Source organism: Nocardioides sp., from assembly GCF_050246775.1.
Classification (GTDB): domain Bacteria; phylum Actinomycetota; class Actinomycetes; order Propionibacteriales; family Nocardioidaceae; genus Nocardioides.
Genome location: NZ_JBFWVK010000004.1, coordinates 256,535 through 269,310 on the forward strand (window position 1 = coordinate 256,535; position 12,776 = coordinate 269,310).

General features: G+C 69.0%; 12 protein-coding genes. 3 read left to right on the forward strand and 9 right to left on the reverse strand.

Annotated features, from left to right (window positions below; translation table 11 throughout):
* Positions 1-52 precede the first annotated feature (52 nt).
* From AB7I40_RS18110 to uvrB, 4 genes are read right to left on the reverse strand one after another with little or no spacing between them, the layout of a single operon-like run.
* Positions 53-1,027, reverse strand: a complete 975-nt coding sequence (locus AB7I40_RS18110; protein WP_428344534.1) for an NAD(P)/FAD-dependent oxidoreductase — start codon at positions 1,025-1,027, stop codon at positions 53-55.
* Between the two features lie 26 nt (positions 1,028-1,053).
* The gene (locus AB7I40_RS18115) at positions 1,054-1,494 is read right to left on the reverse strand and encodes a VOC family protein (RefSeq protein WP_428344535.1); all 441 of its coding nucleotides are present in this window, start codon (positions 1,492-1,494) and stop codon (positions 1,054-1,056) included.
* Entirely contained in the window at positions 1,491-1,850 is a 360-nt protein-coding gene (locus AB7I40_RS18120) for an MmcQ/YjbR family DNA-binding protein (protein ID WP_428344536.1), read from the reverse strand. The genes AB7I40_RS18115 and AB7I40_RS18120 overlap by 4 nt, the downstream gene beginning before the upstream one ends.
* A gap of 7 nt (positions 1,851-1,857) precedes the next feature.
* Complete coding sequence (gene uvrB / locus AB7I40_RS18125; RefSeq protein ID WP_428344537.1) at positions 1,858-3,969, reverse strand: excinuclease ABC subunit UvrB; 2,112 nt, start codon at positions 3,967-3,969, stop codon at positions 1,858-1,860.
* Between the two features lie 102 nt (positions 3,970-4,071).
* Here uvrB and AB7I40_RS18130 point away from each other — a divergent pair, with 102 nt between their 5' ends.
* Together AB7I40_RS18130 and AB7I40_RS18135 are read left to right on the forward strand one after the other, a co-directional pair.
* On the forward strand, positions 4,072-4,884 hold the full coding sequence (locus AB7I40_RS18130; protein ID WP_428344538.1) for an META domain-containing protein: 813 nt from the start codon (positions 4,072-4,074) through the stop codon (positions 4,882-4,884).
* 42 nt (positions 4,885-4,926) lie between these two features.
* Positions 4,927-6,186 (forward strand): phospholipase D-like domain-containing protein, encoded by a 1,260-nt coding sequence (locus AB7I40_RS18135; protein ID WP_428344539.1) that lies wholly within the window; start codon positions 4,927-4,929, stop codon positions 6,184-6,186.
* Between the two features lie 3 nt (positions 6,187-6,189).
* On the opposite strand, the gene AB7I40_RS18140 is transcribed toward AB7I40_RS18135, so the two are convergent.
* From AB7I40_RS18140 to AB7I40_RS18155, 4 genes are all read right to left on the reverse strand, one after another.
* The gene (locus AB7I40_RS18140) at positions 6,190-7,236 is read right to left on the reverse strand and encodes a hypothetical protein (RefSeq protein ID WP_428344540.1); all 1,047 of its coding nucleotides are present in this window, start codon (positions 7,234-7,236) and stop codon (positions 6,190-6,192) included.
* On the reverse strand, positions 7,236-7,928 hold the full coding sequence (locus AB7I40_RS18145) for a class F sortase (protein ID WP_428348114.1): 693 nt from the start codon (positions 7,926-7,928) through the stop codon (positions 7,236-7,238). Before AB7I40_RS18145 ends, AB7I40_RS18140 begins: the two co-directional genes overlap by 1 nt.
* Before the next feature lies 1 nt (position 7,929).
* Positions 7,930-8,832: a DUF4397 domain-containing protein gene (locus AB7I40_RS18150; protein WP_428344542.1), complete on the reverse strand. Its 903-nt coding sequence runs from the start codon at positions 8,830-8,832 to the stop codon at positions 7,930-7,932.
* Positions 8,833-8,927: 95 nt separating this feature from the next.
* Complete coding sequence (locus AB7I40_RS18155) at positions 8,928-9,845, reverse strand: DNA-3-methyladenine glycosylase family protein (RefSeq protein ID WP_428344543.1); 918 nt, start codon at positions 9,843-9,845, stop codon at positions 8,928-8,930.
* Positions 9,846-9,892: 47 nt separating this feature from the next.
* On the opposite strand from AB7I40_RS18155, the gene AB7I40_RS18160 reads away from it, so the two are divergent.
* Entirely contained in the window at positions 9,893-11,404 is a 1,512-nt protein-coding gene (locus tag AB7I40_RS18160) for an ATP-dependent DNA ligase (protein ID WP_428344544.1), read from the forward strand.
* On the opposite strand, the gene AB7I40_RS18165 is transcribed toward AB7I40_RS18160, so the two are convergent.
* Positions 11,405-12,688 (reverse strand): acetyl-CoA C-acetyltransferase, encoded by a 1,284-nt coding sequence (locus tag AB7I40_RS18165; protein ID WP_428344545.1) that lies wholly within the window; start codon positions 12,686-12,688, stop codon positions 11,405-11,407. It abuts the gene before it with no gap.
* Positions 12,689-12,776 lie beyond the last annotated feature (88 nt).

A 12,776-nucleotide genomic window follows, 5' to 3' on the forward strand; every position in this document is an offset into this window, starting at 1 on the left:
AGGGCTCAGATGGCCCCTCGCCACGCGTGCAGGGGGGTGGCGGGACCCCGGACTAGGTGCCCTCGCTGGAGTGTCCGGGGAACACGTGTGCCGTCGGGTCGATGATGACCGCGGCGTTGTTGATGGCAGTGGCCGCCTCACCGAAGCCGACAGCGATGAGGCGCACCTTGCCGGGATACTCGGTGATGTCACCGGCAGCCAGCACCCGCGCCAGGTTGGTGTGCATGCCGGAGTCGACGATGACGTGGCGCTTGTCGATCTCCAGCCCCCAGTGCTGCATGGCGCCCAGGTCGGCGATGAAGCCCAGTGCGGCGACAACGGCCTGGGCCGGGCGAGTGGTGGTGACCCCGTCGACGGTGATGTCCACCTCGGCGAGCAGGCCGTCTCCCCTCAGGGCCGAGACCTGGGCCTTCGTGACGACCTCGACTCCGGAGTCGCGCACTGCCGTGACGGTTCGCTCGTGGGCCCGGAAGGCGTCGCGTCGGTGCACGAGGGCCACGGACCTGGCCACCGGCTCGAGGTGCAGCGCCCAGTCGAAGGCGCTGTCACCGCCACCGACGATCACGACGTCCTTGCCGGCGTAGGGCGCGAAGCTGGGGACGAAGTACTCCAGTCCTCGGCCGAGGAACTCGTCGCCGGCGGGCAGTGCGCGTGGGGTGAACTTGCCGATGCCTGCGGTGATCAGCACGGCACCCGCGCGGACGACCGTGTCGTCGTCCAGACCGACGAGAACCGCGTCGTCGAGCTCGGTCAACGTGGCCGCGGTGCGCCCGAGCAGGTACGTCGGGTCGGCGGACGCGGCCTGGGCGACGAGTCCTTCGACGAGGTCACGGCCCTTGATGCTCGGGAAGCCGGCCACGTCGAGGATCTGCTTCTCCGGGTACATGGCCGTGATCTGGCCGCCCAGCTCCGGCAACGAGTCGACCACCGCAACGCTGAGGCCCCGGAAACCGGCGTAGTAGGCGGCGTAGAGACCCGTGGGCCCGGCGCCGATGATGAGCAGGTCGGTCTCCACCTCTGCTGACATGTCTGCACACTAGCGGGGTCAACCACTCAGTCCAGGCAGAACTCGTTGCCTTCCGGGTCGGCCATGACCAGGAATCCGGCGCTCATCTCCTGACCCGGTTCGACACGACGGACCCGGCTCGCGCCGAGGGCGAGGAGTTCCTCGGCCGCCTTCTCCAGCGCGTCCATCCGCTGGGGGCCTTCGAGTCCGGGGGCCGCGCGCAGGTCGAGGTGGACCCGGTTCTTGGCCGTCTTGCCTTCGGGGACCTGTTGGAAGAAGACCCGAGGCCCGGCACCGTCCGGGTCCACGAGCGCTGAACGCGAGTTGTGAAGCTCGGGCGGCACCCCCCAAGCGGCCAACGCCTCGTCCCAGGTTGCGAAGCCGGGCGGAGGCGCCTCGAGCTCGTAGCCCAGGGCCACGGCCCAGAAGCCGGCCAGTCCGGCGGGGTCGGCACAGTCGAAGGTGATCTGGAGGTGGCGTGCGCTCATGTCTCCCATCCCAGGGGTCGGTGCTTCTTCGGCAGCTTCGAGACGACCAGCCGATAGGACTCGTCGACGGCGTCACACAGTTCGTCGTCGGGGATCGCGCCGCCGAAGGCCAGGTCGTTCCAGCCCGACCGTCCGATGTAGGCCATCACGGCCGCATCCTCGGGGTAGCGCGCCAGCCACTCGTCCGCGACATCGCGGTCCGCGCCTGCCTTGACCCCCACTCCCCCGGCGCCGAGGAAGGCGAAGATCTTCGTATGGACCTTGATCACCGGGTGATCGTGATCCCAGGGGTTGTCGGCCCAGGCGCCCGGCTTGCCCAGGCAGTGCTCCTGCATCTCGGCGACATCCACTCGCATCTCCCTCCTACCGCGCGCCTGCCTCGACCATCTGGCGCAGCTCCTTCTTGAGCTCCGAGATCTCGTCGCGCAGTCGTCCCGCAAGCTCGAACTGCAGCTCGGCGGCGGCATTGTGCATCTGGTCGGTCAACTGCTGCACCAGGTCAGCCAGGTCGGCCGATGGCATGCCCGCAATCTCGGCGGCGTGGCGGCCGGTGTCCATGCGGGACAGGCCGGGCACCGGTGCCTTCTTGGACTTCGCGTCGCCCTTCTGCCACGACTTGAGCAACTCCTCGGTGGATGCGTCCTCCCGGGCCAGCATCTCGGTGATGTCGGCGATCTTCTTGCGCAGCGGCTGGGGATCCACACCGTGGGCGACGTTGTAGGCCACCTGCTTCTCGCGTCGTCGGTTGGTCTCCTCGATCGCGCGCTCCATCGACGGGGTGATCTTGTCGGCGTACATGAAGACCTGACCTGACACGTTGCGCGCGGCCCGACCGATCGTCTGGATGAGCGACTTGTCCGAGCGCAGGAAGCCCTCCTTGTCGGCGTCGAGGATCGCCACCAGCGACACCTCGGGCAGGTCCAGGCCCTCACGCAACAGGTTGATCCCGACGAGCACGTCGAACTCACCCAGCCTCAGCTCGCGGAGCAACTCGATGCGTCGCAACGTGTCGACCTCGGAGTGCAGGTATTGGGTGCGGATCCCGGCGTCGAGCAGGTAGTCGGTGAGATCCTCCGACATCTTCTTCGTCAGCGTGGTCACCAGGACTCGCTCGTTGCGCTCGGTGCGCAGCCGGATCTCGTGGATCAGGTCGTCGATCTGGCCCTTGGTCTGCTTGACGATGACCTCGGGGTCGACCAGTCCGGTGGGCCGGATGATCTGCTCGACCACGTCGCCCCCGACCTTGTCGAGCTCGTAGTTGCCCGGCGTCGCGGACAGGTAGATGGTCTGCCCGATGCGTTCGAGGAACTCCTCCCAGCGCAGCGGGCGGTTGTCCATCGCGCTGGGCAGCCGGAAGCCGTGGTCGACGAGGTTGCGCTTGCGGGACATGTCCCCCTCGTACATCCCGCCGATCTGCGGCACCGCCACGTGCGACTCGTCCACAACGACCAGGAAGTCCTCGGGGAAGTAGTCGAGCAGACAGTTGGGGGCGGAGCCATGGGTGCGCCCGTCCATGTGCATCGAGTAGTTCTCGATGCCCGAGCAGGAACCCACCTGACGCATCATCTCCACGTCGTAGGTGGTCCGCATGCGCAGTCGCTGGGCCTCCAGCAGCTTGCCTTGGCGTTCGAAGGTGGCCAACTGGTCCTCGAGCTCGAGCTCGATGCCCTTGATGGCGCGCTCCATCCGCTCGGGACCGGCGACGTAGTGGGTGGCGGGGAACACGTGGAGCTCCTGGTCCTCGGTGACCACCTCACCGGTGACCGGATGCAGGGTCATCAACCGCTCGATCTCGTCGCCGAAGAACTCTATGCGCAGCGCGTGCTCCTCGTAGACCGGGAAGACCTCCAGGGTGTCGCCACGCACCCGGAACGTGCCGCGGGTGAACGACATGTCGTTGCGGGTGTATTGGATCTCCACCAGCCGACGCAGGATCGAGTCGCGGTCGTGCTCCTCACCCACCTTGAGCCGGACCATGCGGTCGACGTACTCCTGGGGGGTGCCGAGGCCGTAGATGCACGACACCGTCGAGACCACGATGACGTCACGCCGGGTGAGCAGCGAGTTGGTGGCCGAGTGCCGCAGGCGCTCGACCTCCTCATTGATCGAGGAGTCCTTCTCGATGTAGGTGTCGGTCTGGGGGACGTAGGCCTCGGGCTGGTAGTAGTCGTAGTAACTGACGAAGTATTCGACCGCATTGTCCGGGAACAGGCTGCGCAACTCGTTGGCGAACTGTGCAGCCAGCGTCTTGTTGGGCTGCAGCACCAGCAGTGGTCGCTGCACCTGCTCGGCCACCCAGGCCACGGTGGCCGTCTTGCCGGTGCCCGTCGCGCCGAGCAGAACGACGTCCTTGACGCCGTCGTTCACCCGCGTCGTGATCTCCTCGATCGCGGCCGGTTGGTCGCCCGAGGGCTGGTAGTCCGACACCACCTTGAACGGCGCCACCCGGCGCTCGAGGTCGGTCACAGGTCTCATGCCCTCCAGCGTAGACGCGACCTCCGACAACCCGTTCCCAGCGCTGAAACGGAACCACCCGGCCGCCGGCTGCGTCACACTGTCATCACCCGAGGAGGTCACATGAGTGGACTGAGCATGCGAGCGCGGATCGCGCCCTACGCCGTACTGGCGACCCTGGTCCTGCTGGTCGCCACCGCCTGCAGCGGCGACGACGACAGCCCGGACGCTGCCCAGGATCCGGTCGCACAGAGCCTCGACGGTGACTGGACCCTCAACGCGGCCACCGGCCTGACCCTGGACGACGGCAACCCGGTCACCCTGACCATCGACGGAGACCGCGTCTCGGGCAGTTCGGCCTGCAATCGCTACATGGGCTCGCTCACGACCTCCGGCACCCAGGTCACCTTCGGGCCCCTGGGCGGAACCGAGATGGCCTGCAGCCCGGCGTCGGTGATGCAGCTCGAGCAGGACTACCTGGCCGCGCTCCAGGCGGCGACGAGCGCGGAGGTGGACGGCAACACCCTGACCGTCACCGGACCGGAGTCCACCCTCACCTTCCTCAGCACCGCCCCGGTCGTCGATGCCGAACTGATCGGCACCGACTGGCTGCTGGAGAGCCTGACCGAGGGCAACGGGAACAACGCCTCAGCCTCATCGGTCACCGGTGACCCGGCGACCCTGACCTTCGCAGACGACGGGACGGTGACCGGGTCCACGGGGGTGAACACGTTCAACGGCTCCTGGACGCAGGACGGCGAGTCGATCACCATCACCGATCTCGGCATGACCCTGATCGGCTCCACGGGACCGGCGGCCCGACAGGAGGCCCAGGTCCTCGGAGTCCTCGACGGCACCTTCACCGCGACCGTCAGCGGCGACGTCCTCACCCTGGGCAACGACACCCGTAAGGGGCTGGTCTACCGCCAGCAGTGAGGGCCTCTCCGGCTCCGCGCAGCCGCTGGTTACATTGGGGCGGTGATCTCGCGGCGTTCGACCAGCGACCGGATGCTCGTCATCCTGCGTCGGACGCTGCTCACCGTGCTGGGGGTCCAGTTCGCCCTCGCCATCGGCCTGTCGCTGGTGGACTCCTACCGTCGCCGCGGGCGCAAACCGAAGCCGTTCCCGACCACCCCTCCCCTGGCTGTGCCGGTCGGCACCGGTGAGCTCACCCCCTACACGTTCGGCAAGGACCTCTATGCCGACATGCTGGCCGCGATCCGCGGTGCGAAGAAGCAGATCCTCTTCGAGACCTACATCTGGAAGGGCGACGAGGTCGGGGAGCAGTTCAAGCAGGCCCTGATCGACGCTGCCGGTCGAGGGGTGGACGTCTACGTCATCTACGACGCGTTCGCGAACCTGGTGGTGAGCCCGCGGTTCAAGCAGTTCCCCCCCTCGATGCGGGTGCTCCGCTACCCCGTGTACGCCGCCGGCTGGAGGTTTTTCGACCTGAGCCGCTACGGACGTGACCACCGCAAGATCCTCGTGGTCGACGACGAGGTCGGGTTCGTGGGCGGCTACAACATCGGTACGCCGTTCGCGACCGAGTGGCGCGACACCCACTGCCGGATCACCGGAGCCGGGGTGTGGGACCTGAAGCGCGCCTTCGCCGACTTCTGGAACCTCAACCGCCGCAAGCGGCTCGGCCGCAGCGAGCGCCCGCTGCTGCTCGACACGGCGAACACCTGGGAGCCGAAGATCCGGCTGCACCGCAACCTGCCCCGGCTGTGGATGTTCCCGATCCGCTCGATGTACCTCGAGGCCATCAGCCGGGCCCAGCACAACATCTGGCTCACCCACGCCTACTTCCTGCCCGACCAGGACTTCGTCGATGCACTGCGCGCCGCAGCGCGTCGTGGCGTGGACGTCCGGATCCTGGTGCCGGGCAAGTCGAACCACATCGTGGCGGACTGGATCTCGCGGGGCTACTACTCACAGCTGCTCGACGCGAAGATCCGGATCTTCCGCTTCGGCGATGCCATGGTGCATGCCAAGACCGCCACCATCGATGGCAACTGGTCCACGATCGGCACCGCCAACATCGACCGCCTGAGCCTCACCGGCAACTACGAGATCAACGTCGAGATCATCGATCCCGCCCTGGCCGCCCAGATGGAGAGGATCTTCCTCACCGATCTGGAGCACAGTCGGGAGATGACGATCGACGAGTGGGAGAGCCGAGACGTCTACCGACGCTTCACCGAGGCCGTGCTCGGTCCACTGCGTCCTCTGCTCTGAGCGCTACTGCTGGTCGAACTGGGCCATCACCCGGTCGTTGCGCTGGGGGCCGGACAGACTGACCTCCCACGGACCGTCGTCGGCGTCCCCGCACGGTCGCACGTCGGCGCCCGCGCTCGAGGTCGGGTAGCAGGCCAGGGTGAGCACGTCGGCACCCTCGATCCGGTGCGTGCTCACGCCACCCGTGGCGTCGTACTCGACGTCCAGGCTGGTGACCCTGGCCAGAGCCCGGCCCGGCGTGGTGCCGTTGCGTTCGACCGCGCCCTCGAGCAGGTAGCTCACGTAGATGGAGGTGGCACCGTCGATGTAGTGGGTGCGCGACGCCGCGTCGATCGTCGAGCGTCCGAAGAGTCGTCGGTCGTCGGCCACGATCACGACCTTCGTGGCCTTGAGCGCCGAGTTCGCGCCGACGTCGGGGACGCTCAGGGTGAGTTTGGAGACGCCAGGGGTGCGGATCCAGTGCTGGACCATGATGTCGCCGTCAGCAAGCACCGTGCTCTGCACGAAGGAACCGTTCGTAGGAAGGGTCACCGGGGCCTGCGGCGTCGCCGCCTTGGGGGTCTCTGCCGGCTGCGCCGGGGCGTCGTCCCGAGCGCGCAGCATGGCCCAGCCACCCAGGATGAGCGCCAGCACCACCAGCAGCACCAGCAACCACCTCAGGAAGCCGCCGGGCAGGCCCGCCTCAGAGCGCTCAGCAGGTCGCCGCACGGGAGCGTCCGGGAAGGGGTCGAAGGCCGGCAACGTCCACTCGGGCTCCGGTTCCGGCATCCGGGACGGGCGTACGGCGGCCGGCGCGATGCGCGCGAAGCCCGACTCGAGGTCGGCCACTCCGGACTCCAGTTCGGCGATCTCGGACTCCAGCTCGGCGAAACCGGTCTGGAGCTCGTCGAACCAGGAGGTCGTGGGGAGCTCACCGGACTTCTTGGTTGCCTGGTCGCTCGAGCGGTCCGGGTCGTCGCCGGCCCGGGGCATCGGGACATGGGGGCGAGACCCGTTCTGCTGAGCAGGAGCACCGGTCCCGTGGCGCGACCCCTCGTCCTGATCCTCCATCAGCTCGCCTTCCTCGTCGGCGCGGAGACGGGCAGGGCCTTCACGATCGCGAGATTCTGATAGCCGCCCGCAGCAGCATCGTACGGCGGCGCACAGGTGACGAGAATGAGTCGTCGCGGTCCGCTCGCCGCGAAGACCCAGTCCTGGTCGGCCAGCGTTCCCTGCGGGAGCAGGGTGAGGGACCGGACCCGGAAGTCCTGGGTCAGCGACCGTGTCGCCACGGTGATCCGCTCCCCGGTGCTGACGGTCAGCAGTTCGGCATAGGGACCCAGCCCCTGGGTGGTGGAGTCGACGTGGGCAGCAATCAGGGTGGAGCCGAAGGGGTCACCGATCCGGGAACCGCCGCGCCACCAGCCCGCCGTCTCGATGTCGTCAGGCACGTCGAGGCGTCCCGAGGCAGTCGTGGAGACGGCGGTGACCGGCACCACTGTGCCGCTCGGCAGCACCGCTGAGGTCGGTCGTTGGGGGACGACCACGGACTCCGCCCGGGTGGCTGGCTGCGCCGGAACCGTTCGGCCCGGGCTCGGTGGCGGCGACTGCGCCGGCGTGCTGGCTCCTGAGTCGCCACCGTCCGTGGCTTTCCAGACGACGGCCCCGACGATCGCCACGAGCAGGGCTGCGCCGGCAACGTTGGCTGTGAGTCGGGTCAACGAGTGCGTGCGGGTTCGGCGGTGCGCCTGAGGAGCGCCCATGTCACTGCGTGCCCGGGCTGCGTCCTGCACGTCTCTGGCCCCGTCGCCCCTCGTGCCTGGCCCAGATGGCGATGACGGCCACACCCAGCAGGGCGCTCGCGAGAGCGGCGCTCCACCACGGCGAACCCGCCTGTGCTCCGTGGCCACCGGTCGACGGGGCGCCGAACGTCGTGACGTTGATGTCGGCGGCCAGGCCGGCGGAGCCGGTGTCGATCGTGTCGGGCACCACGGTGCCGTCGCTGCTCAAGGCGGCGGTGTGCACGATGACGTTCATCGAGTTGTTGGTCGGGCTGCCCACCGCGTAGACCATCGTGACCGTGCGAGGTGCGAGTTCGACGTCCAACGGACCGAGGATGGGGTCCGAGGTCTGACCGGTCGGCAGCAGCTCGACCCTGTGCGAGCCGGAGGGCACGTCGGCCTCGGCGTACTCGCCGTTGGCGATGTTGGTGAACACGGTCTGCCCGTCGACCTGGACGTCGGCCGGCGCGACCGTTGCCGTGTGGGCGATCAGCACGCGCGCCTTGTCCGGGCCGATCGGTCCACGCGGGGTGGCATAGGTGTTGACCACCGCCGGACCGTTGAGCTCCGCTGGACGGTGCAGGACGATGTCGCTGCTGGATCCAGCCTTTACCTCCACACTGGTGGTGACGTCCATGTCACCGGAGCCACGGAAGGTGATCTCGTGCTCACCGGCGCTGAGCTCATAGGGCCCGAGCACGGCCCCCACCTCGACGGACTCCTCCCTGGTCTCCCCGTCCACCATCACATCGACCGACGACCCTGGGACCGCCTGGATCACCACGACCTGGCCATCGCCCGGAGCCGCCGCCTGGGCGGGGACGGCGAAGGCGAGACCGGCCAGCAGGAGCGCTCCCGAAGCGACGACGGACGAATACGACTTCACGTGAGCCCCCGGACAAAGTGTGTGAAACCAGCCACACGAGAGAAACACCGGCCCTGAGTCACGTCAACCCCAGTAGCCCACCCCAGTAACAGGAGTTAACTGCGCGGAAAGTGGGTAGGCAGCGTCATCCGCGGACCCCGCCGCGGGCGATGCAGACCCTGCAGGGCCAGGAGGGCCTGCACCCGGTAGCGCTGTGGCCGCCACGGTTCGAGCAGGGTCGCCAGCTGATCGTCGTCGACCGGCTTGCCGGTGAGGGCCCAGCCGATGTCCTTCGCGACGTGGTAGTCGCCGAAGCTCACCGCGTCGGGGTCGCCGAACGCTCGCACTCGGATCTCGGCGCTGGTCCACACACCGATCCCCGGCACCGAGCGCAGCCGCCGATCGGCCTGCTCCATGTCGAGGTCGACCGTGCGTTCCAGCGCCGGCGCCACCCGGGCAGCCTCGACGATGGTGCGGGATCGGGCCGGGTCGATGTGCAGCTTGAGCCACTCCCACGACGGGATCGACCGCAGCCGGTCGGCGCCGGGCTGGACGAGGAGCCCCTTGTCGGCCCCCGCCCCCGGCGCGACGTCACCGAAGCGCTGGACCAGCCGCCGGAACCCGAGGAAGGCCTCCTTGCCGGTGACCTTCTGCTCGATCACCGCGGGCACGAGGGAGTCCATCACCAGTCCGGTGCGCCCGATGCGCCAGTGCGGATGGGCCTGCAGCGCCGCTTCCACGACCGGATGACGAGGCCGGAAGTCGCCAACGTCGTCGAAGACGCCCAGCATGGCGGGCACCCGGTCCAGCGCCCACGTGGCTCCGTCGCCCCAGGCGGTCGCGACGATCTCGCCGTCGGCGCTGCGAGGCAGCACCATCAGGGTCGCGAGGCCCTCCGGGGTGCGCAGCCCACGCCAGTGGCTATCGCCGATGACCTGATAGGTCGGGTCGCCGCCGCCGCGCCGCACGACCGAGAGGATCCGCGCGGCCGGGCACGGCCAGTCGGGGCGCCAGACCCGGACCTGTTCCTGCATTGCGCCACGCTATCCGGGCCGACCGACAGCCCGGTATGAATGGGGGCATGCTGATCAGCACGATCGTCGACGCGTCGCTCCGACTGGCGAGCACGCGCTCGCGCAAAGCCAAGGTGGAGATGCTGGCGGCCGTGCTCGACGAGGCGGACGCGGGCGAGATCGAAGTGGTCACCTCGTTCCTGTCGGGTTCGCTGCGCCAGCGGCGCACGGGTCTCGGCTGGCGTTCGCTCGCCGACCTGCCTGCGCCCGCCGAGCAGGCGACCCTGACCGTGCTGGAGGTGGACGCCGCCTTCGGCCAGATCGCCGCGCTGAGCGGCGCAGGGTCTCAGGCCACCCGAACCGGTGCCACCCGCGAGCTCTTCGCCCGCGCCACGGCGCCGGAGCAGTCCTGGCTGCGCGGAGTCGTCACCGGAGAGGTCCGCCAAGGCGCCCTCGACGCCCTGGTGCAGGAGGGACTGGCATCCTCGACGGGCGTCCCGGTCGCCGCCGTTCGCCGAGCCGCGATGCTGGCGGGGTCAACGGTCGCCATCAGCGCCGCGGCCGTCGCCGGCGGCGTCGAGGCCCTCGCGGCGTACCACCTCGAGGTGGGGCGCCCGGTGCAGCCGATGCTGGCCTCCAGCGAACCCGACCTCGATGCGGCTCTCGCCCGGAGCGGGACCCCCGCGGCGATCGATGCCAAGCTCGACGGCATCAGGATCCAGGCGCACAAGATGGGAGACCGGGTCCTCCTGGCGACCCGGACACTGGAGGACATCACGGCCCGGTTGCCCGAAGTCGTGGCGGTCGTCGCCTCGTTGCCCGTGGAGACCGCGGTGCTCGACGGCGAGGCCCTGGCCATCGGGGTCGACGGCCGCCCCCGGCCGTTCCAGGAGACGGCGTCACGCACGGCGACCACCGGGGCGAGCGACGTGGCCATCACGCCGTACTTCTTCGACCTGCTGTACGTCGACGGCCAGGACCTGCTCGCCCTGTCCGGAACCGAGCGTCTGGCCCGGTTGACGGCCCTCGTACCGCCCGAGCACCTGGTTCCCCGCCGAGTCGTGACCACCGCGGACGAGGCGCGCCTGGCCTTGGACGAGGCGCTCGCAGCCGGACACGAAGGCGTCGTGGTCAAGAGCCTCGATGCGCCGTACGACGCCGGGCGACGTGGAGCGGCGTGGGTCAAGGTGAAGCCCGTGCACACGCTGGACCTCGTCGTGCTGGCCGTCGAGGAGGGCAGCGGACGACGACGCGGTTGGCTGTCCAACATCCACCTGGGTGCACGTGATCCCGAGGGTGGGTTCGTGATGCTCGGCAAGACCTTCAAGGGCATGACCGACGAGATCCTGCGCTGGCAGACGGAGCGATTCACCGAGCTCATGACCGAGCGCGACGACTGGGTCGTGCGAGTGCGACCCGAGCAGGTCGTGGAGATCGCCTTCGACGGCGTCCAGCGCTCCACCCGCTATCCGGGTGGTCTCGCCCTGCGGTTCGCACGCGTGATCCGCTACCGCGACGACAAGACCGCGGACGAGGCGGACACGATCGACTCGGTGCGCCGCCTCGCCAGCTGGCTCTGATCAGGGGCGCTCGAGGATCGCGGTCACACCCTGACCCCCGGCGGCGCAGATCGAGATGACGCCCTTCCCGGAGCCCTTCTCGGCCAGCAGCTTGGCCAGCACGTGCACGATGCGCGCTCCGGTGGCGGCGAAGGGGTGCCCGGCGGCCAGGGACGACCCGTTGACGTTGAGCTTCGCCGGATCCACCGGGCCCAGGGGCGCGTCGAGCCCGAGTCGCTCCTTGCAGAACACCGGGTCCTCCCACGCCTTGAGCGTGGCGAGGACCTGGGAGGCGAAGGCCTCGTGGATCTCGTAGAAGTCGAAGTCGGCGAAGTCGTGGCCGGAGCGTTGCAGCATCCGTGCCATGGCGTAGGCGGGAGCCATCAACAGGCCCTCGTGGCCGGTCACGTAGTCGACGGCGGCACTCTCGTGCCAGGTCAGGAAGGCCAGTACGTCGAGGTCGTGGGCTGCGGCCCATTCCTCGGAGGCCAACAGCACCGTGGAGGCGCCATCGGTCAAGGGCGTCGAGTTGCCCGCGGTCATGGTGGCCGCGGCACCCTTGCCGAAGACGGGCCGGAGCGTGGCGAGCTTCTCCACCGTCGAGTCCGGTCGCAGGTTCTGGTCGCGCTGCTGGCCACGGAACGGCGTCAGCATGTCTTCGAGGAATCCGCCGTCGTAGGCAGCAGCGAGCTTGTGGTGCGAAGCCGCCGCCAGCTCGTCCTGCGCCGCGCGCGAGATGTCCCACTCCAGCGCGGTCAGCGCCGCGTGCTCCCCCATGGAGAGCCCCGTGCGTGGTTCCCCGTTCTGCGGGGTCGAGGGCACGATGTCGCCGGGGCGGACCCTGGCGAGGGCCGCGAGCCGGCCCCTGAGGTCCTTGGCGCGGTTGAGCTCCAGCAGGATCTTGCGCAGGTTCTCGTTGACCGCGATCGGGGCATCGGAGGTGGTGTCGGAGCCACCGGCGACGCCGACCTCGATCTGGCCCAGCGCGATCTTGTTGGCCACCTGGATCGCCGCCTGGAGGCCGGTGCCGCACGCCTGTTGCAGGTCGTAGGCGGGTGTCTCTGGCGACAGTCGGGAGCCGAGCACGGTCTCGCGGGCCAGGTTGAAGTCCCGGGAGTGCTTGATGACCGCACCGGCCGCGAACTCACCCAGTCGCTCCCCGGCCAGGCCGTGGCGATCCACGAGTCCGTCGAGGGCAGCGGTGAGCATCTCCTGGTTGGAGGCGGTCGCGTAGACCGTGTTCGAGCGGGCGAACGGGATGCGGTTGCCGCCGAGGACGGCGACACGACGAGGGGTGACCGGCATGGGTTCTCCTGGGGGTGTTCGGCGGGACGGTGCCAGAACTCGTATCATTATTACCATCCAGTAACTAACTCTGTCACAGGGAGCCCCA